The sequence below is a fragment of the Streptomyces sp. NPDC087428 genome (genome assembly GCF_044744085.1).
Classification (GTDB): domain Bacteria; phylum Actinomycetota; class Actinomycetes; order Streptomycetales; family Streptomycetaceae; genus Streptomyces.
In genome coordinates, this window is record NZ_JBIUXR010000005.1 from 280,856 (window position 1) to 306,003 (window position 25,148).

Sequence of the window (25,148 nt, forward strand, 5' to 3'; positions counted from 1 at the left end):
TCAGTGCGGGTCGAACGGGTGTGAAGGGGGCGGACCAGTGCGTCGCTGGGAGTACGTCGAGGGCAGCGCGTCGAAGTTCTGGGAGACCGGGGCGGACGGTGCCGCGGTGACGGTGCGCCACGGGCGCTGCGGAAGCGAGGGGCGTACACAGACGAAGGAGTACGCCTCCGCGGCGGCCGCGGACGCGCAGGTGGTCAAGTCGATCGCGGAGAAGGAACGCAAGGGGTACCGGGAGGTGGCGGCGTCGGCCGCGGCGCCCTCGGGGGGCGGTTCCGCCGCGGACGCGCATGCCTCCGGTTCCGGTGAGGCCGCCGGGCAGCCCGTGGCGCTGCCCGACGAGGACACGTTCGTGCTGCCGGCCGGCTGGCGGCGGATGCTCCATCCCCGCCGGGGCGGAGTGGCGCGCACGCCCGCCGCGCCGCAGCAGAAGTCCCTGGACACGCTCGTGTCCCGGACGGCCGAAGAAGCCGCCTGGATCAAGGAGTTCCTGGACGCGCCCCGCAGCGACCCCGGACTCGCCGACCTGGTCCGCCACCACCTCGCCGGCAGCCCCTCTCCGGCCGGGGCAGCGGGGCTGGCCGCGGTCGTCGGGCTCGCCTCGCCGACCGCCGCGTCGTGGGCGGACAGCTGGGTGCGGGACCACGGCCTGCCGTTCGCGGCCCGTGCGGCGGTGGAGCTGTTCATGGTCGACGCCCGCTGGGAGCAGAGCGGGCGCAGGCGCTACGACCCCTGGCTGGAGGCGCTCTCCCGGACCCGCGACAGGTACTGGTCGAACGGGCGCCGCCCGGCCGCCGACCGGGTCCGCGCACTGCTCGCAGCCGCGGACGAGGAGACCTACCGGGCAACGGTGGAGGCGCTCGCCCCGTGCCGCACCGACGCCCACCGGAGGATCATCACCGCCTATCTGGCGCCGAGCGAGGCCGATTGGGCCGCCGCTCTGTCCACCGATCCCGAAGTGACCGACGAACAGGACTACGGCCTGCTGTCCCTGGTGTACTGCACGCTCAGCTCGGCGGAGCAGGCGGCGGCGTTCCCGCGCCGGCCGGGCATCGGCCTGAGCACCGCCCTGACCGCGACGGCGGCCGAAGGCATCGGCACCGCCGTCGTCCCGATACTCGCCGAGGGGCTGAACGGCACCTACGCCTACGCGGACGGCCTGAAGCACGTCGCCACCTCGCTCGTGGAGTTCCCGACGGACGAGGCGTTCGGTCTGCTGCTCGGCCGGGCGGACACCAAGCAGGTCCGCGCGGCCCTCTTCGAGGCGATGCGCCGCTATCCGGTACGGGCGCTGCGGATGCTGGCCACGGAGGTGCGCGACCGCACGGGCACCTCGTCCACGATGTCGCGTCAGTTGTTGCAGGGGCACATCGCCGCCCATCGCGTCCTGGTGGAGACCGTACTGCCGTCGCTCGACGGCGAACTGGCGGAGATCGTCGAACCGCTCCTCAACCCGGTGGACCGGATCGCCGACGCACCCGCGGACACGCTGCCCGCGGTGCTGACGGAGCCGCCGTGGGCCCGGCCGCGGAGCAGGGCGCAGCGCACCGCGGCCGTGACCGGCCTGACGGCGGCCTGTGACCCCTCGGTCGAGTGGCTGCCCGGTGAGCAGGAGCAGTGGGCCGCCACCACGAGCTGGTACACCCGGCGCAGCGGCTCGGCCGGCGGCGACTGGAAGGAGGAGATCGCCGCCCTCCGCCACGGCCTCGACGCGCCGACCCTGCAGCCCGCGTGGGTCTACGTCCACGGCCCCGAGGAACTGGTCGCCCCGACGCTCGCCGTCTGGGACCCGGTCGATCTGTGGGACGGCTCGGACACGCTGAAGCCGGTCGCCGCCCGCTTCGGACTCGACGCCCTGCCACTGCTGCTGCGGGCCGTGCCCCGGCAGCCGAGCCATCTCGCCCCGCTGCTGCTGCCGTTCCTCGATGTGGCGATCGCCCGGCACATGGCCGCCTGGGCGATCCGGCTCAAGTCCACCGCCGCCACCGCTCGTTCCTGGTTCGAGCGGCACGGCGTCGCGGCCGCTCCGCTGCTGGTGCCCGATGCCGTGGGCAAGGCCGGAACCGCGCGGCGCGCCGCCGAGCAGGCCCTCGTCCAGATCGCCGTCCTGCACGGCGACGAGGTCGTGCGCGGGGCCGCCGAAGGATACGGGGCCGCGGCGGTGGACGCGGTGGCGGAGCTGCTGGCCGCCGATCCGCTGGAGCGGGCGCTGCCCGTCACCCTGCCCGTTCTGCCGGCGTGGGCGGATCCCGCCCTGCTGCCCCAGATCGCCGTCCGCGCCGGTGGGGCCCTTCCGCAGGAGTCGGTGCGCCATGTCCTGACCATGCTGGCGGTGTCCAGGCCCGGCGAGGCGTACCCCGGGCTCGGTGACGTCATCCGGACGGCCGACGCCGGTTCGCTGGCCGGGTTCGCCTGGGGTCTCTTCGAGCAGTGGCGGCTCAACTCCCTCCCGGCCAAGGAGTCGTGGGTGCTCTCCGCCCTGGGTCTCCTCGGTGACGACGAGACGGTCCGCCGGCTGACCCCGGTGATCCGGGCCTGGCCCGGCGAGGCCGCCCACCACCGGGCCGTGGAGGGTCTCGATGTGCTGGCGGCGATCGGCAGCGATGTCGCGCTCCTGCATCTGCACGGCATCTCCCAGCGTGTGAAGTTCAAGGCGCTGAAGGTCCGGGCCACGGAGAAGATCGCCGAAGTGGCCCTGGGGCTCGGGCTCACCGGCGAACAGCTCTCGGACCGACTGGTGCCCGACTTCGGTCTGGACGCGGGGGGTTCGACGGCCGTCGACTACGGCAGCCGTACGTTCACGGTCGGCTTCGACGAGCAGTTGCGGTCCTACGTTCTGGACGGCGCGGGCAAGCGCCTCAAGGACCTGCCGAAGCCGGGCGCCCGGGACGACGCGGAGCTGGCCCCGGCCGAGCGCAAGCGGTACATGGCGTTGAAGAAGGACGTGCGGACGGTCGCGTCCGACCAGGTGCGCCGGCTGGAGGCGGCGATGGTCGCGGAACGGTCCTGGTCGGCACCGGAGTTCCGGGAGCTGTTCGTGTCCCATCCGCTGATGTGGCACCTGGTGCGCCGGCTGGTGTGGCTGAGCGAGACGGACGAGGGGCGCACCGCGTTCCGGGTGGCCGAGGACCGTACGTTCGCCGACGCCGGGGACGAGGCCTTCGCCCTGCCCGATACAGCGACGGTGCGACTGGCTCATCCGCTGCACCTCGGCGAGGAGCTGACCGCCTGGTCGGAGGTGTTCGCGGACTACGAGATCCTGCAGCCCTTCGCGCAGCTCGGGCGTGCCGTGTTCACGCTGAGCGAGGACGACGCCGGAAGCAACCGGCTGAAGCGCTTCGAGGAGCTCAGGGTACCGACGGGCAAGGTCCTCGGCCTGTTGCGGCGCGGCTGGGAGCGCGGGGTGCCGCAGGACGCCGGCGTGGAACGCTGGATCTCCAAGCGGCTCGGTGACGACTGCTACCTGGTGATCGCGCTGCGGGACGGGATCGCCGTCGGCGTCATCGACATGTTCCCCGACCAGACCCTCGAAACGGTCTGGCTCGGCACCCGGCCCGACGACTACCGGAGGAACCACAGCTATCCGCTGCGCTTCGGTGACCTCGGCGCGGTGACCGTCTGCGAGCTGCTCGCCGATCTGGCGGAACTCACCGAGGGCGTGGCGGCATGACCGTACGGAACGAGGTGCCGCGCGGTCCGGCCGATGACGACGCGGGCCGTGACCGGGCGGCGGACTCCGTGCAGCGGCCGCCCGCCGAGGTGCGGTACGCGGACGAGCTGGCCGGGCTGCGGGCCGATGACCGCGACCCGCGGCCGCCGGGCTGGGAGCTGAGTCTGCGGGCGGCCCGGTGCTTCGTCGTGGGCGATCCGCAGGCCGGCATCAGCCGGAAGTTCGTCGGCAATCCCTCGCTCGTGGACCGGGCGCTGGTGACGCTGGCGACCAGCCGGGGGCTGATGCTCGTCGGGGAGCCGGGCACCGCCAAGTCCCTGCTCTCCGAGCTGATCGCGGCCGCGGTCAGCGGCGACTCGACGCTCACCGTGCAGGGTGGTGCGGCGACCACGGAGGACCAGATCAAGTACGGCTGGAACTACGCGCTGCTCGTGGCCGAGGGTCCCTCGACGCGCTCGCTGGTGCCCGCTCCGATGCTGCGCGGCATGACGGAGGGGCGGCTGGTGCGCTTCGAGGAGATCACCCGCTGTCCGCTGGAGGTCCAGGACTCGCTGCTGTCGCTGCTCTCCGAGCGGGTGGTGGCGATCCCCGAGCTGACCGGACCCGACGCCATGGTCTTCGCCCGCCAGGGCTTCAACGTCATCGCGACCGCCAACACCCGGGACCGCGGAGTCAATGAGATGAGCGCCGCGCTCAAGCGGCGGTTCAACTTCGAGACGGTGTTCCCGATCCCCGATCTGGACTCCGAACTGGCCCTGGTCGAGGCGGAGGTGACCACGCTGCTGCGGCGCTCCGGCGTGGAGCCGCCGCCCGACCGGGACGTGCTGGAGGTCCTGGTCGGTACGTTCCGGGAGCTGCGCGCGGGGGCCGGGGCCAAGGACGGGTCCGCCGGGGGCGCGGACCGGCCCACGGCGGTGATGAGCACGGCGGAGGCGGTGTCGGTCGCCCACGCCGTGGGGGTGCGCGGCTGGTTCCTGCGCGGCGAGCCGGGCAGCGCGGCCGATGTGGTGGCCTGTCTGGCGGGTACGGCGGCGAAGGACAGCCCGGAGGACCTGGCCCGGCTGCGCCGCTACCTGGAGCAGCAGGTGCAGCGCCGCCGCTCCCCGCAGTGGCAGGCCCTGTACGACGCGCGCCATCTGCTGGCCGACTGATGTCCGCCGTGTTCCTGGGGGTGCGCCACCACTCCCCCGCCTGTGCCCGGCTCGTCGAGCGCACCGTCGAGGAGCTGAGGCCGGCCCACGTGCTGGTGGAGGGGCCCGCCGAGATGAACGGGCGGCTGGACGAGCTGCTGCTCGGGCACACCCTGCCGGTCGCGGTGTTCAGCCACTACCGCGACGGGCAGCGGGCGGCGACGTCGTGGGCGCCGCTGTGCGACTACTCCCCCGAGTGGGTCGCGCTCCGCGCGGGCCGGGCGGCGGGGGCGGAGGTCCGTTTCATCGATCTCCCCGCCTGGCATCCGGCGTTCGCGGAGCGCACCAACCGGTACGCCGACGCGGAGGTCCGGTACGCGGAGGCGACCGAGCGGCTCTGCGGGCACTTCGCGGTCGACTCCCCCGACGCGTTGTGGGACCGCCTCTTCGAGGTCGAGCCGGACGACGGCATCGCCGAACGGCTCGACGCCTACTTCGCCCTGGTGCGGGGCGAGGCACGGGCCGATACCGGCGACCGGGCACGCGAGGAGTACATGGCGGCCTGGGTGCGGGCGGCGGTCGGGGCGGCCGGCGGCCGGCCGGTACTGGTGGTGACCGGTGGCTTCCACCAGCCCGCCCTTCGGTCGCTCACCGCGTCGGGCGGCTCGGGCGACGGCTCGGGCGACGGCTCGGGCGACGGCTCGGGCGGCGAGTGGTGGGATGTGGGCGCGGACGGCTGGCCGTCGGTGCCGTCTCCGCCCGCCGGAGCCGACGCGGGGAGCTTCCTCGTGCCGTACTCGTTCCGTCAGCTGGACGCCTTCACCGGATACCAGTCGGGGATGCCGTCGCCCGGCTACTACCAGGAGGTGTGGGAGAAGGGCCCCCAGGCAGCGGCGGACGGGCTGCTGCGCGCGGTGGTCGAGCGGCTGCGGGCGCGAAAGGTCCCGGTGTCCACCGCGGATCTCATCGCGGCCCGCAGCCTCACCGAGGGACTGACCGTGCTGCGCGGGCACCCCCGTACCGCCAGGACCGATGTGCTGGACGGGCTCGCGGGCGCCCTGATCACGGACGACCTGGACGGACCGCTGCCGTGGACGGACCGGGGCCCGCTCCGGGCGGGTACCCACCCCGCGGTCGTCGAGATGCTGGCCGCCTGCGGCGGCGAGCGCATCGGGCGGCTGCATCCCGCGACTCCGGCTCCGCCGCTGGTCCACGAGGTGGCCGCGCAGCTGTCCCGGCTGGCGCTCGACGGCGGCCCCGACCGCTCCTACCGCCTGGATCTCACCGACCCGGTGGATCTGGAGCGCAGCCGGGTGCTGCACCGGCTGCGAGTGCTCGGCGTTCCCGGCCTGGTGCGCACGGCGGGTCCCGGGCACGGCGTCGACCCGGTGTTCACCGAGTGCTGGGAGCCGCGGTCGCCGGCCGGGCGGGAGGCGGCACTCGCCGAGGCGGGGGCGTTCGGCGCGAATCTGGCGGAGGCAGCGGCGGCCGCGCTGACCGAGCGGACCGGGGCCGGGGCCGGGGCCGACGTCCCTGCCGGGGTTCTCTTCGACGCCGTGCTGTGCGGAGTGGGCGGCCTGTCCGAACGGCTGCTGTCCGAACTGTCTTCGCGGATAGGCGGGTTGACGGCTCCCGGAGCACTCGGCGAGGTGCTCTCGACCTCACTCGGCCTGTGGCGCCACGACCGGGTGTACGGCTTGGCCCGCGGTCCGCTGCTGGCGGCCGTGATCGACGGCGCGGTGCGACGTCTGCTGTGGCTGCTGGAGGGCGCGCGCGGCCCCGCCGGAGTCGATCTGCCCCGGCTGCGGGCCGTGGCCGCCGTCCGCGATGCCGTGCTGTACGCACCGGAGCCGCTCGGCGTCACACGGGAGACCGCGGCCGCGATCGCGGACCGGATCAGCCGCGATCCGGCCGCGCCGTCCGATCTGCGGGGCGCCGCGTTCGGGCTGCACCGGCTGCTGGAATCGTCCTCTCCCGGTGCGGGCGGTCCGGCGGAGGCGGTTCGGGAGATGTCGGCAGCCGGCACGGACGCCCTGGGCGACTGGCTGGCCGGGCTGTTCGCGCTCGCCCGCGACGAGGTGTCGGGCGATTCGGGGCACCGGGCGGCCGCCGGCTCCGGACCGGATCCCGAGGCGTTGATCGCCGTGCTGGACGATCTGATGTGTGCGCTGCCCGACGACGCGTTCCTGGCCGGACTGCCGGCGCTGCGGCAGGCCTTCGCGTTCTTCCCGCCGCGCGAACGGGAGCGGATCGCGGGTCGGCTGCTGGAGCGGCGCGGTGTGCACGGCTCCTCGCGCGCCCTGTTGCGGACCACTGCCGACCCCCTGCTGATCGCCCGCGCCGGAGCGCTTGAGCAACACGTGACCGACCTGCTGAACCACTACGGACTCGGAGGCACCGCCGCATGACCGGACCCGACCACGGCACCGGCCCGGAACGGGCCCCCGGACCCGTTCCCCCGTACGACACCGTCCCTGGACCGGGTTCCTCCGGCGGAGCTCCGGACGCCGGGCTCGAACGCTGGCGGCTCGTCCTGGGCGCTCCCGCCGAACGGCACACGGGACCGCTGGGACGGAGCAGGGCGGGCCAGGACGCCGCGCTCGACTGGCTGTACGGCCGTGACCCCGATCTGGCCAGGCGCGGCGTGCGCCGTTCCGGTTCCGCCACGCCCCGCACGGGCGGTGAGGGCCCGTCGCCGGTGACCGCGATCGACTGGCTCGACGACATCCACCGGCTCTTCCCGAGGGAGACGATCGAGCGCCTGGAGCGTGACGCCGTGGAGCGGTACGGCATCCAGGAGATCGTGACCGACCCTGCGGTGCTGGAACGGGTGGAGCCGAGTCCCACCCTGCTGCGGGCCGTGCTCCGTACGAAGCACCTGATGAATCCCCAGGTGCTGCGGCTGGCCCGGCGGATCGTCGAGGAGGTCGTCGGACAGCTGCTGGCCCGGTTGCGGCCGGAGATCCGCCGGGCCCTGCACGGCACCCGCTCCCGGAAGCCGAGCCGGACGGCCCTGGCCAGGGACTTCGACTTCGCCCGGACCGTACGGGCCAACCTCGCGCACTACCAGCCGGCCGAGCGGCGCCTGCTCATCGAGCGCGCCCACTTCCACTCCCGCACCCGTCGCCATGTCACGCGGTGGCAGTTGATCCTGCTGGTCGACCAGTCGGGTTCGATGGCCGGATCGGTGATCCACTCCGCGGTGACGGCGGCCTGTCTGTGGGGACTGCCCGGTCTCAAGACCCATCTCGTCGCCTTCGACAGCAACGTGGTCGACCTGAGCGCCGATGTGAGCGATCCGGTGGAGCTCCTGATGCGGGTCCAGCTCGGCGGCGGCACGGACATCGCGCGGGCCGTGACCTACGGCGCGGGACTGGTGGAGAACCCGCGCCGCACGATCGTCGCGCTGATCACCGACTTCCACGAGGGCGGCGACGCCTACCGGCTGCGGCGCGCCGTGCGTTCGCTGGTGGAGCAGGGCACCACCGTGCTGGGTCTGGCAGCGCTGGACGAGGACGCGAACCCCGATTACGACCGGGAGGTCGCGGCTCAACTGGCCGAGGCGGGCGCCCACATAGGGGCGATGACACCGGGCCGGCTGGCCGAGTTCGTCGCGGAGCGGCTGGGCCGATGACACCACCCACGCAGCCGCCGCAGCCCTCGCCCGCCACATCCGGCCCCGCCACGTCCTGCACCACCACACTCACAGACACCACACTCACAGACACCGCGTCCACCGCCACCGCGCCGTGCGACGCGCGCGCCGATCTGCTGGCCCTGACGCCCGACACGCTGGCGGCGCTGGCCAACCGGGGGCTCGTCAAGCGTGCGGCGAAGGAGCTCGACGCGGGCGCCGCGCCGGAGCTGACCACCGGGCCGGACACCACCGTGCGGGCGCTCTTCGGCGACGGCACCCTCGCCGCCCTGCCGCCCGGGGCCGGCCTGGACAACGGCACGTGCAGTTGCGCCGCACCCGGGGTGTGCCGCCACCTCATCGCACTGGTGCTCGCCTACCAGCGCCGGGCCGGCGACGGCTCCGGGGATGCTCCCGCACCGGCCGCCGACTGGTCCCCCGGCAGCATCGAGGACGCCGCACTGGCCTCGGCCCTGGGCGCCCGCCCGGTCGCCGCCGCGCGCCGTGCCTTCCACCGGGGCTACGGGGCCGTCGTGCACCGCGCCGGCGCCGACCGCCCGGAGCCCTGGGTGGAACTGCCCGCCTGCACGGTGCGCTTCCCGGTCCCCGGCGAGGTCGGGTACGCCACCACGGACGCCGCCGCGGCGCTCCGCGGCGAAGTCGTCACGCTGGCGGTCTGGGCGTTCCGGGCGGCCGACGCGGCGGGGACGCGTGAGCTCTCCGTGACCGTTCGGGTCGGCGGCCGCGCCTCCGACGGCGGGGCCTCGGGCGGGCCCGGAGCGGGGGCGAGGGCCGGGCTCGACGAGGCGGCCGCCCTGGCCGACGCGTTGCTGCTGGAGGGTGTGGCGCAGGCGGGCCCCGTGCTGGGTGGCGCACTGGCGCGGGCGGCCGAGGCGCTCGCCGCCGATTCGCTGCACTGGCCCGCCGGTGCGCTCGCCGAACTGACCGGCCAGCTCACGGCGTACGCGGAGCGAGGCGCCGGCTACCGCCCCGAGCTCGTCGCCGCCCTGCTCACCGAGGTCCACGCCCGGCGGCGGGCCGCAGCGGTCCCCGGCGCCCTCGGCACCCGCGAGCCCGGCGACACCCCGCTGCGCCGGGTGCGGCTCACGTCGCTCGGCTGCCGTATCCGCGGCACGGCGGGATCGCCGGTCGCCGAGGTGTATTTCGCGCATCCCGGTGCCGGAACCGTGCTCGTCCTGCGTAAGACGTGGACGGCCGCAGAGGGCCAGGAGCTCACCGGGCACCAGCTGGCCGGGCGCCGTCTGCTGTCCACCACTCTCGGCGGTCTGGCCACCGGGAGCCTGGTCAGCGAAAGCGTCCGGCGCACCGCCGGCCGCGCCCTGACGATCAGCCGGGGCCGCCTCGGCACCACTGGCATCACTCCGGTCGGCGCCGCCTGGACGGAACTGCCCGCGCCCTTGCTCATCAGCGATCTGTCCGCGCTCACCGCGGCCTGGGAAGGGCGGCCGCCCCGGCTGGTCCGGCCGCGCGTCGAGGCCGAGTCGGTCGGGGTGGTCGCGCTGTCCGAGGTCGGTGAGGTGGGCTATGACGCGGGCGAGCAGCGCCTGGAGGTCACGGTGCGGGATGCGTCGGGGACGCCCGCGGTGCTGACGTCGGAGTACCGGCCTGAGTGCCCGGGTGCGCTGGACGCGCTGGCCGACGCGCTGGCGCGGGGGGCCACGCATGTCAGCGGCGCGGTGATCCGCGCGGGCGGCGGGATCCGGATCGATCCGATCGCGGTGCTCGGCGCGGACGGGGTGACCGTACCCGACCTGGCGCCGGGCGACGGTGCCTCCGCGCCGGCCGCTGCGGTGCGGCGGACGCCCGAGCCGCTGACGGCCGCGCTGGACGAGGCGATATCGGCGCTGGCCGCGCTGGCCCATAGCGGCCTCCGGCAGGCGTCCGGTCCCTCGCGTACCCGGATCGACGAGGCGGCGACCGCCCTGTCTCGGACCGGGCTGACGCGTGCGTCGGCGCTGCTGCGCGCGGTCCTGCACGCGCTGGAGCACGGTGGCGACGCCGCACCCGCCGCGTGGGCCGGTGACCCCCGCACCGGTGCCTGGCTGGAGGCGCAGCTCCATCTTCTGGTCAGCAGCGAACTCCTGGCCGCCGAGGGCCCCTGACCCGGTGTGCGTCCCGGACCGGAAGGCCGCCTCCGCCGCGGCACGGTATCGGCGCGGCGGCGGCCGGGGCTCATGTCCGGCAGGTGGTGCTACGTCAGATAGGCGAGACCGGGGTGGACCCGGATGTAGCCGTCGACCAGACGACGGGCGACCGAGACGGAGTCGACCAGGGGGTGCAGGGCGAAGGCCCGGACGGCGTCGGCGCGCGAACCGCTCGCCGCGGCGTCCAGCACCGCGCGTTCGACGGCCTTGACCGAGGTGACCAGGCCGACGGCGTGGTACGGGAGCGGGTCGACGGCGACGGGATGGGCGCCGTTGGCGTCCACGAGGCACGGCGCCTCGATGACGGCGTCCGCGTCGAGCACCGAAAGGGTGGTGCGGTTGCGGACGTTGAGGATCAGGGAGGTCCGCTCGTTCCGGGCGACGGCCCGCATGAGGGCCAGTGCGACCTGCTCGTAGCCGCCGGAGTCGAGATCGCTCTCGTCGCGCTCACCGGCCCCGGCGACATCCCGGTTCTCCGACATGTAGGTCGCCTCGCGTTCTGCGCGGGTGCGGTCCCAGGTGGCCAGCGCGGGAGTGTCCGGGTGCTTCATCCGGCCGTAGAAGCCCTCTTGCTGTTCGCGGAGGAAGGCGCCCCGGGTCTGCTCCGCCTCCTGGTAGGCGCGGACCGCCTCGCGGTTGAAGTAGTAGTAGTGCAGGTACTCGTTGGGGACCGCGCCCAGGGAGCGCAGCCAGTCGCCGCCGAAGAGCCTGCCCTCCTCGAACGAGCCGAGCAGTTCCGGGTCGGCGAACAGGCGGGGCAGTTCGTCCCGGCCCTCGACGTACAGCCCGCGCACCCAGCCGAGGTGGTTGAGGCCGACGTAGTCGACCCGGGCCCGGTCCGGGTCCGCGCCGAGCACCCGGGCGATCCGGCGGCCGAGGCCGACCGGCGAGTCGCAGATGCCGATGACACGGTCGCCGAGGTGCCGTGACATGGCCTCGGTGACCAGGCCGGCGGGGTTGGTGAAGTTGATGACCCAGGCGTGCGGTGCGAGCCGGGCGATGCGCCGGGCCAGGTCGACCGCGACCGGCACGGTGCGCAGACCGTAGGCGATTCCGCCCGCGCCGACGGTCTCCTGGCCGAGCACGCCTTCGTCGAGGGCCACCCGTTCGTCGGCGGCCCGGCCCGCGAGCCCGCCGACCCGGATCGCGGAGAAGACGAAGTCGGCGCCGCGCAACGCGTCGTCGAGCTCGGTGGTCGCGACGACGGTCGGCGCGTCCGGGATGCCCTCGGCCTGTTCGGTGAGCACCCGGGCGACGGCGGTCAGCCGGTCGGCGTCCGTGTCGTAGAGGGTGACCGCGGAGACGCGCCCCTCGGCGTGGTCGGCGAGCAGCGCCCCGTACACCAGAGGAACCCGGAACCCGCCGCCACCCAGAATTGTCAGCTTCACGCTTCCGCATGGTACGTGGGGTGCCGCGAGGAGGCTCCGCGCGCCGGGCCGGGACCGCGCCGGGCGGACGACGGCCCGGCGCGGAGGGAGGTTCCGCTCCCCTGCCGCCGGGCCGTCGTCGTCATCCGCTGCCGGTCACGAGCCGTTCCACCAGCGGGTCACGACGCGCCACAGCCGGGCCGGGACCGCGGGCCGGCGCTGCTGCGGGATCAGGCCCGACGCCTCGCCCGGTGCTGCCGCCGTACCGTCGGCCGCGGCGGTCGGGCCGGTCGGGGCGGCGTCGGCCGACTCCGGCGGTACGGGGGCACGGACCGGGATCGGCGCCGTGTGGCGGACCGCCGACTGCACCTCCCAGTCCTGACGGGTCGGATTCGGCTTGCCCATGGACGGCGGTTCCCTGTCGTCCTGCGGGGGGCGCGCAGCGAACTCGGCCGGAAGCGTGACCAGGTGACGGCCCATGATGTTGCCGACCCACCGGAGCTCGCTGTCGTCGACGGCGAGTTCGAGGTCGGGCAGCCGCATCAGCAGCGCCTCGACACCGACGTCGGCGATGGCCCGCCCGATGTCCTGCCCGGGGCATTCGTGCGGTCCGCCGCTGAACGCGAGGTGGGCGCGGTTGCCCTCCATGTTGGCGCTGAGGTCGGGCCGTACCACCGGGTCGGTGTTGGCCGGGGCGATGCCGACGATCAGCGCGTCGCCCGCCCTGATGCGCTGCCCGCCCAGTTCGGTGTCGCCGACCGCCCAGCGGCCGAAGACCGCGGTGAACGGCGGCTCGTCCCAGAGGCTCTGCTCGACCGCCTCCGGGACGGTCATGTGACCGCCGCTGAGCCTGGCCCGGAACCGCGGGTCGGTGAGCACCATGCGGAGCACGCTGGAGATCAGGTTGGTGGTCGCCTCGTAGGAGGCGATCAGGATGAGCCGCAGATGTTCCGCGACCTCCTGGTCGTTCATGTCCGCGGGGTGCTCGACGAGCCAGGTGGCGAAGTCGTCCGCGGGTTCGCGGCGGCGCCGTTCGACGAGACGGTTCAGCGCGGCGAGCACATAGGCGTTGCTCTGGACGGCGGTGTCGGTGCCCCGGGTCATGTCCCGGGCGGCCTGCACCATCCGGTCGTTGTACTCCTCGGGCATGCCGAGGATCGCGAACATCACCATCATCGGCAGCCGCTCGGCGAAGTCGGTGACCAGGTCGGTGCGGCCCTCCCGGCAGAAGTCGTTGACGAGCCGGTTGCTGTAGCGGTTGACGTGGCGGCGGACGCCGCGGGTGTCGATCCGGCCCATGGAGTCGGTGACGGCGCCGCGCTGGCGTTCGTGGGTGGCGCCGTCGGCGAAGACGCAGATCGGCTGCCAGGTGAAGATCGGTGCCAGGGGGTGGTCGGGCGCCACGCTGCCGTCCTGCAGGGCCCGCCAGCGGCGGGAGTCGCGGGAGAACTGCGAGGGGGTGCGGGTCATGTGCAGGTTCTCGCTGTGCCCGAGGACCAGCCAGGCCGGGACGTCGCCGTGCAGCAGCACGGGCGCCACCGAGCCGTGCTCGGCGCGCAGCTTGTCGTACAGACCGTGCGGGTCCTGTTCTGCCTCCGGGCCGTAGAACCGTCGAAGGCCGCCGGGGCCGATGCCGAGGCCGTGTGCCGGGCACTCGGGGGGTGGAACCGGCCCCGTGGCCGCTCCGGGCTCGTAGTGGAATGGGGTTGTCACGATCGCTCCAGGGATCAGGCTGCCAGGGCCGGACGAATGGGATACGCGGTGGGGGCGCGCGGAACGGGTGCGCTGAACGCGTTCGGGAACGTCAGCCCAACGGCACGGCCGCACTGTGCAGATACCGCATCAGGGTCAGCAGCACGTCGCGGCTGGAGGCGCGCAGCCGGGCGTCGCAGTCGACCATCGGGACCTCGTCCGGCAGGTCCAGGGCGCTGCGCAGGGCCTCGACGGGGTGCTTCGGCGCGTCGGGGAAGGTGTTGACGGCGACGACGAACGGCACGCCGCGTTCCTCCAGCCGTCCGATGACGTCGAAGCTGACCTCCAGCCGGCGGGTGTCGATGAGGACGACGGCGCCGAGTGCTCCCTCGAACAGGCCGTTCCACAGGAACCAGAAGCGTTCCTGGCCGGGGGTGCCGAACAGGTAGAGGACCAGCTCCTCACTGATGCTGATCCGGCCGAAGTCCATGGCGACCGTGGTGGCGGTCTTGCTCTCGACGCCGGAGTTGTCGTCCACGCCGACGCCGGCCTGGGTCATGGTCTCTTCTGTGGTCAGCGGCCGGATCTCGCTGACCGATCCGACCATGGTCGTCTTGCCGACCCCGAACCCGCCGACGATCACGACCTTCACCGCGGCGGTGGCCGTGGTGGGAAGGACGTCCTCGCTCCGGGGGCCCGTGATCGTGTCAGAGTTTCTGAAGTCCATGCATCACCGCTTCGAGGAGGGACCTGTCCGGGAGGGTCGCGCGGATGATCGGCGCCCGCGACTCGATCAGCTCGGTCGCGAGGAGATCGGTGAGGAGCGAGGTCACCACGCTGAACGGCAGGCTGAGGTAGGCGGAGATCTCGGCGACGGAGAGGGGGGCCTGGCAGAGCCGCAGGATCACGGCCTGCTCGGGCTGGACCGTCGGTGTCGGCTGTGACTTCGAGACCACCATCGTGACCAGGTCGAGTGCTGCCCGATCGCTGCCGTCGGGATCGCCGGTGATCACGTAGAGCCGTTCCGGATCGCTCAGCTCCGGATCGACCGTGCGGCGTTCTCGTCGGATAGAACTCATCCGGCCTGCCCGTCGTGCCGGGGCGGGCTCGTCAGATGGGCGCCGATCCGTACGACCATGTCGCGCATCCGCGATCCGACGAGTCCGGCGTCCACCGTCTCACCGGCGAGCACGGCGAGATACGCACCGGCTCCGGCGGCCATCAGGTAGAAGAACCCGCCGGTGACCTCGATGACGACGAGCCGCATCCGGCCGTCGCTGTACGGGATCTCCGATGCCACGGCCGCGGCCAGGCTCTGCAGTCCGGCACAGGCCGCCGCGAGCCGGTCCGCGACATCGGGGTCGCCGCCGTGCCGGGCGATGCGCAGGCCGTCGGCGGAGAGGACCACGATCTGGTGGATGTCCGGAACGTCGTCGGCCAGCTCTTTGAGCATCCAGTCCATGTTGCCCCGTTGCTGGATCACTTCAGGTCTCCCTTGTCCCACGCGTCATCGGAGTCTTCGTCGGGCCTGGGCTCCTGGGGAACCCCGTTGGCGGCCTTGGTGAACGCCTCCAGCCAGATACCGGGAGGCGGTTCCTTGCCGTTCTCATGGCCGTTTCCGTGGCCGTTGGTCCGGCCCGCGGTGGGGTCCGCGGACTGCGCGGGGAGGTGGTGCGAACCCAGCGGTGCGCGGCCGCGGCTGCGGCGTTGCGGGAGTCCGCCCGACGTCCACTCCGTCACCACGGGGAGTTCGTCCTCCATGGCGACGGCCGGGCCGGCGGGGGCTGCCGGACGGGTGGCGGGTGCCACCGGGCCGGTGGCCGGACGGGCGCCCAGGGGGCTGGGCTTGCGGTGACTGCTGCGGGCCGGGACGACATGCTTCATGTCAGCGAGGTCGATGTCGCTGGTGGGCCGCGACGTGGCGCCGATGCCGTGGGCGATACCGGGAGCGGGGCCGGTGGTGATCATGGAGCGGGGCACGATGAGTACCGCGCGGACACCGCCGTACGCGGACTGCCGCAGCGAGACCTGGAGGTCGTACATCCGCGCCAGCCGGCCGACGACCGCCATGCCGAGCCGCGGTGACTCCCCGAGGTCGTTCATGCTGGAGCCGGCCTGGGCCCTGGCGAGCATGTTCTCGGCCCGTGCGCGGGCCTCCTCGCTGAGGCTGACGCCGCCGTCCTCGATCTCGATGGCGATGCCGGTCTGCACCTCCACGGCGGTGACGTGCACGCGGGTCTGCGGCGGTGAGTACCGGGTGGCGTTGTCGAGGAGTTCGGCGCAGGCGTGGATGAGCGGTTCGACCGCGGTGCCGATGATGGCGACCTTGGCGATCGAGTGCAGATCGACGCGTGGGTACTCCAGGATCCGCGACATGGCGCCGCGCAGCACGCTGAACAGCGGTACGGGCTTGGGCCACTGACGGCTGGGGCGGGCACCGCCGAGCACGGCGATGGAGTCGGCGAGCCTGCCGATCAGCGCGGTGCCGTGGTCGATGCGGAGCAGGTCGTCGAAGACGTCGGGGTTGCGCCCGTGGTGCTCCTCCATCTCCCGCAGTTCACTGGCCTGCCGGTGGACGATCGCCTGGACGCGGCGGGCGACGTTGACGAAGGCGCGCTGCGCGGAGTCACGCGTCGCCTCCTCGTTGTCGATAATGTCCAGCACCGTGTAGACCAGGGAGCGCTGGGCGTCGGGGAGATGCCGGTAGACCGGGTCGGAGTCCACGACGTCGCGCAGCACCTCGTCGGGGGAGTTGCCCACCCGCAGCCGGTGGATCGCGGCGGGCAGGAGCTCCTTGCTGATCCGTACGGTCTCTTCGTCGTGGCTGGCGAGACGCCGTTCCAGGCCGGCGCAGCGGTGGTCGTACGCGGCGCGCTGCCGGCGGATCGTACGTGCGCGGCGGGCGAGTTCGGCGGTGAGCACGGCGACCACGGCGGTGGCGAAGGCGCCGGACCAGACGACTGGCATCCGCGCGGCCTCGGCAACCAGCGCCACGGCGGCGGCAGTCACACCCGCCATCGCGACAACGGGCAGCAACACGGCACGGACGACAGGTGTTTCTCGGTCGATCGGCGGTGATTCAACACGAACCATCTAAAACCTCTGGCGGTTGACTCGGGAGATATACGCGCTTACAGAACAGTTGGGAACAAGCGCTCGAATTCACATCAACTCGACTTCACTGCGCGTGAGCTTAGTCAGATCGAAACAGTGCTTCGGCACATTCACCCAACCCCCTGCGCGAGCACTCCAGCGGTAATACACTCGCGGGTTTTGCACGCACCGCTTTCAAGCGTGCGCGGGGAGTGACGGGCCGGAAGATTTCGGGAGCATCACTCCCCCATGTCCCGCACCGCGGGACGCGCCCTCTGCCGCCCGCCCCTGCGGAGCGGCCTCAACTCGCCTTGCCAGTAGGGCGATGGGCGAAGTCGGCGAACACATCGGCGCCCGAGTGACCCGTTCCGTACCGGACCACGAGACAAAGGCACATGTGATCGAAGTGGATCGAATGGAACAGATTCATGACCGTCACACGGATGGAGCACACGGTCGCGGTACGAACGAGCCGCTCGGCCCGGCCGGACGGGCGCACACGCAAGGAGCCTGACGGGGCGCCGCGCTGGGGACGGTCAGCGGCGGGCGCCTCCGATGCGCCCCTCCAACTGCACCAGCAGCTCGCTGAGCTGCGCGCTGAGCCGGTCACGGGACTCCGCGTCGAGGCCGGAGAGCACCGCGCGTTCGTAGGCCAGCTGCTGGGGAAGCAGCCCGTCGACGAGCTCCCGCCCCTCGTCGGTGAGCCGGACGTGCGCGACCCTGCGGTCCCGGTCGTCGCTGCGGCGGTCGGTGAGGCCGCGCTCCTGGAGGACCCGGAGGCGCTTGGTCACGGCCGCGCCGGAGGAGAACGTCTCCCTGGCCAGTTCGCCGGGGGTGAGTTCACGGTCCGTACGGCGCACGGCGCCGAGCAGGTCGAACTCGGCACGGGTCAGTCCGGCCGCCCGCAGCGGGGCGTCCTCCGCCTGCTGGAGCAGGGCGGCGCAGCGGTTGATCCGGCCGATGAGCTCCATGGGTCCGGTGTCGAGGTCCGGGTTCACTGCCCGCCACTGCCGTACCACCGAGGCGACGATGTCGTCGGTCACACCGCTCCGTTCTCCGGGGCCGGGGCGATCAGCCCCTGCCGTTTCGCTGTCGCCGCGAGCGTACGGTGTCCGGCCTGCTCGGCGGCGAGTACCTCCTCCTGGGGCAGGTCGCGCTGCCACCATTCACCGGCCGCCGTGTCGTCCGCCTCGCGCAGTTCGACCAGTGATCCGGTGAGCCTGCGGCGGGCGGCTTCGAGGGCGGCGGGTCCGGGGCCGGGGGCCGCGAGGGTCTGCACGGCGTGGACACGGGCCAGTTCGGCGGCCGCCAGTGCCGTTTCCACCCGGCCGGCGGCGCGGCGGTTGGTGACGAGCAGTGCGGCGAGGAATCCGACGGCGGCGCCGATGACGGTGTCCAGGACCCGGTCGCCGATGAGTTCACCGGCCGGGTGGCTTCCGGCGTACTCCAGGACCAGGAGGGCCATCGGGGTCACGGCGACGGAGCCGAGCCAGTAGTTGCGGGTGATCAGCGCCTCGGCGGCGAAGCTGAAGAAGAGGCAGAAGCCGATCAGGGCCAGGGGGCCGGTCCGGGTCACCGGGAGGACGGCGGCGAAGACGAGGACGCCGAGGAGGTTGCCGAGGGTGCGCTGGAGTGTCCGGTTCCAGGAGAGCGTGACGTTGGCCTGGTAGAGGGAGGCCGCGGTGACGATCGCCCAGTAGGGGCGGCCGACGCCGGCGGCCGACGAGACGTAGCCGGCCAGGGCGCAGCCGATGAGGGCGCGGGCGGCGATCGGCAGCAGCGGGGACCCGGGGCCGAGGCGGCGGAGCAGTGCGCGGCGCGCCTCTCCGGGGGCGGTGGGGCGCAGGACGGCGCGTTCGGCTTCGATACCGAAGAGTTCGGCGGCCGTTCCGGGGGCGGCCGGCGGGGTGGGCACCGGTCCGCGGGCCCGGGTCCGCGCGGCCCAGTCGCGCAGCAGGGCCGGGTCGGCGCCGGGAGTTGCGCCGCCCGCGGAGAGCGCGGCCTCCGCGTGGACGACGAGGCGTTCCAGCGCACGGCGTGCGGGGGTGGGGCGTCCGGTGGCGAGAAGGGTCTGCCACGCCGCGTGCACGGCGGCGACCGCGGCGCGCGGGGTGCGGTGACCGGGCTCCGCGGCGTAGGCCGCGGCGGCGTTCAGTGCGCGGGCCGTCGCGTGGCGCTCGGGTCCTTCGCGACGGATGAGGGCGGGACCGGCGACGGTGACCAGCCAGGAGACCGCGCCCGCGCCGAGGGTCAGGGCGAGATGGCCGGGCACCTGGCTCAGCTGCTGCGGGGCGAACAGGGCGGCGGAGCTGACGAAGGTGAAGATGAGCGGTCCGGGGGGCCCGATCCGGGTGGCGTCGCAGAGCAGCTTCTGCCCGGCTGCCAGGAGGGCGCCGACGGCGATCAGGACGGCGGTCGAATCGGTCAGCGACGCCGTGACCAGGGATACCGCCAGGCCGGCGAGCATCCCGAGGACGACTCCGATGACGGTCCGGGCGCGTCGCGCGTACGGCAGGCTGTGGCCGTAGAGCGCACAGAGCGAGCCGGCCATCGTGTACATCACGAGGTCGAGGCGGTCGACGGAGAACAGCACCAGGTTGGGTATCGCCGTGGCCACGACCACGCTGGACGCCGGTTTGAGCCACATGTCCGAGGGCCGGGCCAGGCGCAACGGGGCCGCCAGGGGGAGTCTGCGGACGGAGGGCTGCCGACGGGGCCGTGTAGGTGTATCGCTCACCCAAATACGTTAGCAGGTATTACACATATAAAACACTTTGATCGGGATCTCCGCACCGATGGCCCGCCGCCGCGTGCGGCCCTAGCGTTCGCGTAGACGAAAGAATCACACAGACCGACACAGACGCGGAGGAATCGAATGAAGCTCACCGCACCGGTGCCCGGTGGTCCCTGCTGGATCGAGCTGAGCACCTCCGACGTCCCGGCGGCCGCATCGTTCTACGCGGCGCTCTTCGGCTGGCGGTGCGAGACCGATCCGCGCGAGGAGGCGGGCGGGTACACCATGGCGCACCTCGGCGATGCCCGCGTCGCCGCGCTCAGCCCGGTCTACCGGCCGGGGCAGCCGCCGGCCTGGACGGTCTCGTTCGCCACCGGGGACGCGGACGCCTCGGCCGAGAAGGTCACGGCGGCGGGCGGTTCGCTGCTGGTCGGCCCGATGGACATCTTCGACCAGGGCAGGTTCGCCGTGGCCGCGGACCCGTCCGGCGCGGTGTTCTCGCTGTGGCAGGGCCGCGCGTTCGCGGGCGCCGACCTGTTCAACGCCCCGGGCACGCTGGGCTGGGCCGAGCTCGTCACCCGTGAGTCCGGGCCGGCGCTCACCTTCTACCCCGCCGTCCTCGGCTGGACGGTCAGCGCCTCAAAGACGTATCCGCAGTGGGGCATCGACGGTGCGGACTTCGGCGGCGTGCTGACGATGGACGAGAAGTTCCCGCCGGAGATGCGGCCGCACTGGCTGCCGTACTTCGTGGTCACGGACGTGGACGCGGCGGCCGCCTCCGCGCAGCGGGCCGGTGGCGAGCCGCTGATGCCGCCCACGAGCATTCCGCAGGGTCCGCGGATCGCCGTGATCCGGGACCCGCAGGGCGCCGTGTTCGGTATTCACCGGACGGACGGGTAGGGGCGGTTTCCCCCGCGTGGCCGGTGTGCGCTCACCCGGGGGGGCAGCCGCCCCGGAGGGCCGCCCGGCCGGGCGGCCCGGTCAGCCGCTCTGTTCGTCCGTCGCCTGAACGTGGTCCGCGATGCCGACCACCAGGACGCGGGTGCCCGGTTCGATCGGGCGCCAGCGGTGGACGAGGCCGCCCGCGCAGTAGAGGGTGTCGCCGCGCTCCAGGCGGTAGAAGTGGCCGTCCGCCTCGACCTCCGCCGCACCGTCGGCGACGTAGAGGATCTCGTCGTTGCGGTGCCTGAACTCCCGGCCCCAGTCGTGGTCGCCGGTGAACTCCAGGGCGTGCAGGCGCTGGTGGCCGCGTACCAGCGGACGCATCAGGCCGTCGCCGCCCTCCGTGCCGGTCTCCCGTACGGACGCGGAGGTGCCGCGCACCACGTCGACGGGGCGGGGCGCCTCCGCCGTGGCCAGCAGCTGGACCGCGGTCGTGTCGAGCGCGTCCGCGATGCGGTGGAGCGATCCCATGCTCGGCCGGGAGTGGCCGTTCTCGATCTGGCTGAGGAAGGGGGTGGAGAGACCGGCCCGTCGCGCGACCTCCGCGAGGGTCAGTTCGAGGGCGCGGCGCCGTCGGCGAATCCCTGGGCCGACCAGTGGGGTGTCCGCCTCGCTCATCTCACTCATTCCGTGTCCCGCGTGCCGCACACCACAACCGGCGGCGCAGTGAGCAGCCTACCGGGCCGGTTAACCTTTTAAGTCCCACCTAATAAAGTTAACCGGGAGGACCGATCCATGCCCCTCGTGGACCAGAACCAGCGACGGCGCCGTGGCACCGGGCTCATAGCCCTGGACGAGGAAGCCTCCTACGGCGGGTACACCCTCTTCGCCCCGCTGACCGGCGGTGGCGAGGTGTATCTCATCGACATGCGCGGTGCGGTCGTCCATCAGTGGAACCTCCCGCACCGGCCGGGACGGCACGCCAGGATCCTGCCCAACGGCAATCTCGCCTACAGCGGTGTCCTCCCGGACGAGCCGGCGCTCTTCCCGATGTGGCACAAGTACCGCGGCGGGATCATGCAGGAGATCACCCCCGACGGCACCGTCGTGCGCGAGCACCGCGACCGCTACCAGCACCACGACGCGTACCACTACGGCGACGGCCGGCTTCTGTACGCCGCGCTGGAGCCGCTGACCGGCGAGGCCGCCGCCGCGGTCCGGGGCGGGGTCCCCGGCTCGGAGCCCGACGGCACGGTCTGGGCGGACACCATCGTCGAGGTGGACGCCGAGGGCACCACGGTCTGGGAGTGGAAGGTCTCCGAGCACCTCGACCGCGAGGCCTTCCCGCTGCACCCCGACTACTCGCGCGAGCACTACCCGCTGATCAACAGCGTGCTGCCGACCAGCGACGGAAACATCCTGGCGAGCCTGCGCTCCGCCTCCGCCGTCATCGTCATCAGCCGGGAGACCGGCGAGATCATCTGGCGCAGCGAGCCCGGCGTCGTCTCGCAGCAGCACTGCCCGACCGAGCTGGAGAACGGCAACTTCCTGGTCTTCGACAACGGCGTCTTCCGCCCGCACTGGGACGTGCCGTTCAGCCGGGTCATCGAGATCGAACGGTCGAGTGGCACCATTGTCTGGGAGTACCACGACCCGGCACGCGAGTCGTTCTTCGCTCCGTTCATGGGCAGCGCCCAGCGCCTGCCGAACGGGAACACCCTGGTGACGGACTCCCCGGCCGGACGCCTCTTCGAGGTCACCCGGGACGGCTATCTGTGCTGGGAGTACATCGTGCCGTTCTTCGGCGGCTACAAGGAAGAAGAAGTGCGCAAGCTGTTCCCGTCCGAGCCCAACGCCGTGTTCCGCTCCTACCGCTACTCGGCCGGGGAACTCCCCTGGCTCGACGTCCCGAAGGGCTGAGCCGGACCATGGCCTCCCCCGTCCCCGACACGGCCGTCCCCGCCGGCCCGGTCCCGTCCGTCGCGCCGGTCGACGAGCGGCTCCCGCTCCCCCGGCTGGTCCCGCTGGCCTTCCAGCATCTGCTCGCCGGGGTCGCCGCCCCCGTCTCCTCGGTCATCCTGATCGGCACGACGCTGTCGCTGACCGCGTCCCAGACGGCGTCGCTGCTCAGCGCCACGCTCGTGCTGTGCGGGGTCGGGGCGCTGCTCCAGTCACTGGGCGTGAAGGCGCTGCGCATCGGCGCCCGGCTGCCGTTCCTGATGCTGCCGGGCGGCGCGGCGGTGGCGATCTTCCTCCAGGTCGCCAAGGAGCACGGACCGGCCACCGCGTCCGGCTCCGTGCTGATCGCTGCGGTCTTCCTGATCGCCGTACTGCCGCTCTACGGGCGGCTGGTGCGGTTCTTCCCGCCGCTGGTGATGGGCACCACGGTGGTCCTGATCGGGATCAACATGATCAAGATCACCGCGCCGATGATCGCGTCGGGGCCGGGGCTCGGCTTCGCCACGCTCGGCATCATCGCGCTGTTCTTCCTGTTCATGCGCGGTGTCTGGCGGCAGATGTCGGTGCTCTTCGGTCTCGTGGGAGGCACGGTCGTGGCCGCGCTCAGCGGTACGGCGTTCCACATGGCACACGGCAGCACGTTCGCGCTGCCGGACCCGTTCCCGTACGGCACGCCGCACTTCGATCTGCTGGCCGCCGTGCCGTTGCTGATGTTCGCGCTCGCCTCGCTGGCGGAGGCGACCGGGCAGACCGTCCTGAACAGTGAGGCGGTGGGGCGTACTCCGGACCCGGCCCGGGACGTCCCGCGGATCTCGCGTGCGGACGCGGTGACCTCGCTGGGCGCCGGGGTCTTCGGTACGTCACTGATGGTGACCAGTGCCGAGAACATCGGCATCGTCCAGCTGACCCGGGTGCGCAGCCGGTTCGTCACGGCGGGCGCGGGGGTGCTGCTGATCCTGTGCGGTCTCATCACGCCGCTCACCCGGCTGCTCGCCGCCATCCCGGAGCCGGTGGTCGGCGCCGCGGGGCTGATCATCTACGCGGTGATCGCGACGATGGGGTTCGGCATGCTCAGCCGGGAGAACCTCACCCATGGCACCAACGGCATCGTGGTCGCGCTCGCGCTCTGCGTCGGGCTGCTGCCGGTCTTCGCCCCCGAGATGTACGCGGGGCTGCCGGTGTGGGCCCGGACGGTCTTCGGCAGCGGCGTGGCCGCCGGGGCACTGGCCGCGGTGGTCCTGGCGGCGGTGTTCGCGAGGCTGGGGCCGCCGGACGGTGTGCCCGGGAGCGAGAAGGACGGCCAGGCGGGCTGAGTACGCGTAACCGCCGGCGCCCCGCACACCACGAGTGTGCGGGGCGCCGGCGGTTGTGTACGCGGGGGCCGGACTCAGCCGAGGCCGCGCGAGTCCTGCTTGAGGGCGGTGTCCACGGTCAGCGCCGTCGCGATCACCAGGCTCAGCAGCGGCTCGGGCAGCTGGTAGTGGATCTGCAGCACGTAGTTGTCCGCCGTGGTGAACAGCGTCTTGGCGAGGCCTTCCCAGGTCTTGGTGATCCGGGCTATCTCGGCGTCGTTGTGGTCGACGATCGCGAAGTTCCAGGCGCGCCAGTTCTCCGCCTTGATCGCACCGACCTGCTGCCCGTCGACCATGATCGCAAAGTTGATCTTGCCGATGGCGTTCTGCTGGACGATCTCGCCGACCTGTGCCCCGTCCGGCCGCTGCACGACGACCCGGGACTTGATGAACTTCGCCGGGCGGGTGAGCAGGAGCTGCGGCTGACCGTACGCGTCGCGGATTTCGAGACGGTGGGTCAGGTACTGGTCGATGCTGGTGAGGAAGCGCAGCACCTTGCGCAGCGCGCCCTGCCCCACCTCGACGACCGAGCCGACGGTGTTGCCGTGCTGGTCGAAGACGCTGTACTCGTTCGTCACCTCGATCAGCTTGGCCTTCTGGTTCACCACCAGGACCTGCTGATTGAAGAGCGAGCCCGCACCCGGGCCGCCACCCTGCTGCGGGTGACCGCCCTGCTGGGGGTGAGCCCCCTGCTGCGGCACCGCGGCCGGCTGCTGGTACTGCTGCTGGGCCGCCTGCTGCTGGTGCTGCGGGGCCGCCTGCTGCGGGGCCTGCGACTGAGCGGGGGCCTGACCCTGGGCCGGAGCCTGCGGCTGCCCGCCCGCCGGGTTGGTGTGCTCGGTCCACTGGGAGCCGTCCCAGTAGCGCAGCAGCTGGGGCGCGCCGTGCGGATCCGGATACCAGCCCGCAGATACGTTCGAGTGCGTTGTCACCGGGGCACACTATCCCGCCATGTCCCCGACGGGCCCCCCTCCCCGCACATCCACAGCTTCCCGAACCGCGATCCGCACTCATTGAAAGTTCACACACCGGTACGATGTCCCGGATGAACAGGCCGAGCGAACGAACCGACCGGGTGCGCGACGCCCGCACCTCGGTGCTGCTCGGCTGGGTGTTCGTCCTGCTCGCCATGGTGTCGTGCTGTTCGCTCACCTCCACGCAGTCCGCCGAGGCACGGCACGGTGCCGCCTTCGCCTCCGCTCCCCGGTCCTTCACCCCGGTGCCCGCGGCCGCGGCGCGGATCGTGGTGGCCGACGCCCCGGGAGACCGGGGTCTCGGGAGTTCCTGCCACATCGCGCCCGAGCACTCGACGGCGGTCGTCCTGCCCACCGCGCCCGCACCGGCCGCGCTCCCCTCCGCGCCGGCCATCCTTCCGGCGGGCTCCCTCACCGGCGCCGAAGGCATCCGGGGCCCCTCCAACGACACCGTCGGCGACGTCGACCACCTGCGCCTCCAGGTTCAACGGATCTAGGC

The 25,148-nt window shown here is 72.8% G+C and carries 19 protein-coding genes; 9 read left to right on the forward strand and 10 right to left on the reverse strand.

Translation table 11 applies throughout. The features are described from left to right. Window positions 1-37: 37 nt before the first annotated feature. Genes ACIO3R_RS12920 through ACIO3R_RS12940 form a run of 5 tightly spaced genes read left to right on the forward strand, consistent with a single transcriptional unit; the run spans window position 38 to window position 10,554 of the window. Window positions 38-3,667, forward strand: coding sequence for a DUF4132 domain-containing protein (locus ACIO3R_RS12920; RefSeq protein WP_402105510.1), 3,630 nt, complete (start codon window positions 38-40; stop codon window positions 3,665-3,667). After that, the gene (locus tag ACIO3R_RS12925) at window positions 3,664-4,818 is read left to right on the forward strand and encodes an AAA family ATPase (protein ID WP_402105512.1); all 1,155 of its coding nucleotides are present in this window, start codon (window positions 3,664-3,666) and stop codon (window positions 4,816-4,818) included. The genes ACIO3R_RS12920 and ACIO3R_RS12925 overlap by 4 nt, the downstream gene beginning before the upstream one ends. Beyond that, entirely contained in the window at window positions 4,818-7,205 is a 2,388-nt protein-coding gene (locus ACIO3R_RS12930; protein WP_402105513.1) for a DUF5682 family protein, read from the forward strand. The genes ACIO3R_RS12925 and ACIO3R_RS12930 overlap by 1 nt, the downstream gene beginning before the upstream one ends. Continuing rightward, window positions 7,202-8,431, forward strand: coding sequence for a VWA domain-containing protein (locus tag ACIO3R_RS12935; RefSeq protein ID WP_402105514.1), 1,230 nt, complete (start codon window positions 7,202-7,204; stop codon window positions 8,429-8,431). The genes ACIO3R_RS12930 and ACIO3R_RS12935 overlap by 4 nt, the downstream gene beginning before the upstream one ends. Further along, window positions 8,428-10,554, forward strand: coding sequence for a hypothetical protein (locus ACIO3R_RS12940; RefSeq protein ID WP_402105516.1), 2,127 nt, complete (start codon window positions 8,428-8,430; stop codon window positions 10,552-10,554). Before ACIO3R_RS12935 ends, ACIO3R_RS12940 begins: the two co-directional genes overlap by 4 nt. 89 nt (window positions 10,555-10,643) lie before the next feature. Here ACIO3R_RS12940 and ACIO3R_RS12945 read toward each other — a convergent pair whose 3' ends face one another. The 8 genes from ACIO3R_RS12945 to ACIO3R_RS12980 all read right to left on the reverse strand — a co-directional run bounded on the left by ACIO3R_RS12945 (window position 10,644) and on the right by ACIO3R_RS12980 (window position 19,485). Beyond that, window positions 10,644-11,984, reverse strand: coding sequence for a 6-phospho-beta-glucosidase (locus ACIO3R_RS12945; RefSeq protein ID WP_385033273.1), 1,341 nt, complete (start codon window positions 11,982-11,984; stop codon window positions 10,644-10,646). A gap of 135 nt (window positions 11,985-12,119) precedes the next feature. Then, window positions 12,120-13,676: a cytochrome P450 gene (locus ACIO3R_RS12950; RefSeq protein WP_402105518.1), complete on the reverse strand. Its 1,557-nt coding sequence runs from the start codon at window positions 13,674-13,676 to the stop codon at window positions 12,120-12,122. A 91-nt stretch (window positions 13,677-13,767) separates the two neighbouring features. Beyond that, window positions 13,768-14,382 carry an ATP/GTP-binding protein gene (locus ACIO3R_RS12955; RefSeq protein ID WP_385033279.1) on the reverse strand — a complete coding sequence of 205 codons (615 nt, stop codon included), beginning with the start codon at window positions 14,380-14,382 and terminating at the stop codon, window positions 13,768-13,770. After that, window positions 14,363-14,734 (reverse strand): DUF742 domain-containing protein, encoded by a 372-nt coding sequence (locus tag ACIO3R_RS12960; RefSeq protein WP_385033282.1) that lies wholly within the window; start codon window positions 14,732-14,734, stop codon window positions 14,363-14,365. Before ACIO3R_RS12960 ends, ACIO3R_RS12955 begins: the two co-directional genes overlap by 20 nt. Next, entirely contained in the window at window positions 14,731-15,138 is a 408-nt protein-coding gene (locus ACIO3R_RS12965; protein WP_024494673.1) for a roadblock/LC7 domain-containing protein, read from the reverse strand. Before ACIO3R_RS12965 ends, ACIO3R_RS12960 begins: the two co-directional genes overlap by 4 nt. After that, window positions 15,135-16,748 (reverse strand): sensor histidine kinase, encoded by a 1,614-nt coding sequence (locus ACIO3R_RS12970; RefSeq protein WP_385033285.1) that lies wholly within the window; start codon window positions 16,746-16,748, stop codon window positions 15,135-15,137. Before ACIO3R_RS12970 ends, ACIO3R_RS12965 begins: the two co-directional genes overlap by 4 nt. 536 nt (window positions 16,749-17,284) lie before the next feature. Next, complete coding sequence (locus ACIO3R_RS12975; RefSeq protein ID WP_123464309.1) at window positions 17,285-17,791, reverse strand: MarR family winged helix-turn-helix transcriptional regulator; 507 nt, start codon at window positions 17,789-17,791, stop codon at window positions 17,285-17,287. Next, entirely contained in the window at window positions 17,788-19,485 is a 1,698-nt protein-coding gene (locus ACIO3R_RS12980) for an FUSC family protein (protein ID WP_402105520.1), read from the reverse strand. The genes ACIO3R_RS12975 and ACIO3R_RS12980 overlap by 4 nt, the downstream gene beginning before the upstream one ends. Window positions 19,486-19,623: 138 nt before the next feature. Between ACIO3R_RS12980 and ACIO3R_RS12985 the strand changes: the two genes are divergently transcribed. After that, window positions 19,624-20,382 carry a VOC family protein gene (locus tag ACIO3R_RS12985; RefSeq protein ID WP_402105521.1) on the forward strand — a complete coding sequence of 253 codons (759 nt, stop codon included), beginning with the start codon at window positions 19,624-19,626 and terminating at the stop codon, window positions 20,380-20,382. Window positions 20,383-20,463: 81 nt separating this feature from the next. Here ACIO3R_RS12985 and ACIO3R_RS12990 read toward each other — a convergent pair whose 3' ends face one another. Then, window positions 20,464-21,051, reverse strand: a complete 588-nt coding sequence (locus ACIO3R_RS12990) for a helix-turn-helix domain-containing protein (protein ID WP_385033294.1) — start codon at window positions 21,049-21,051, stop codon at window positions 20,464-20,466. A gap of 108 nt (window positions 21,052-21,159) precedes the next feature. Here ACIO3R_RS12990 and ACIO3R_RS12995 point away from each other — a divergent pair, with 108 nt between their 5' ends. Together ACIO3R_RS12995 and ACIO3R_RS13000 are read left to right on the forward strand one after the other, a co-directional pair. After that, window positions 21,160-22,284 carry an aryl-sulfate sulfotransferase gene (locus ACIO3R_RS12995; RefSeq protein WP_385033297.1) on the forward strand — a complete coding sequence of 375 codons (1,125 nt, stop codon included), beginning with the start codon at window positions 21,160-21,162 and terminating at the stop codon, window positions 22,282-22,284. 8 nt (window positions 22,285-22,292) lie between these two features. Then, window positions 22,293-23,636: a uracil-xanthine permease family protein gene (locus ACIO3R_RS13000; RefSeq protein WP_402105523.1), complete on the forward strand. Its 1,344-nt coding sequence runs from the start codon at window positions 22,293-22,295 to the stop codon at window positions 23,634-23,636. A 74-nt stretch (window positions 23,637-23,710) separates the two neighbouring features. Here ACIO3R_RS13000 and ACIO3R_RS13005 read toward each other — a convergent pair whose 3' ends face one another. Continuing rightward, the gene (locus ACIO3R_RS13005) at window positions 23,711-24,607 is read right to left on the reverse strand and encodes a phospholipid scramblase-related protein (RefSeq protein WP_385041913.1); all 897 of its coding nucleotides are present in this window, start codon (window positions 24,605-24,607) and stop codon (window positions 23,711-23,713) included. A 113-nt stretch (window positions 24,608-24,720) separates the two neighbouring features. Here ACIO3R_RS13005 and ACIO3R_RS13010 point away from each other — a divergent pair, with 113 nt between their 5' ends. Next, window positions 24,721-25,146, forward strand: coding sequence for a hypothetical protein (locus ACIO3R_RS13010; protein ID WP_402105525.1), 426 nt, complete (start codon window positions 24,721-24,723; stop codon window positions 25,144-25,146). The last annotated feature ends 2 nt before the right edge of the window (window positions 25,147-25,148 follow it).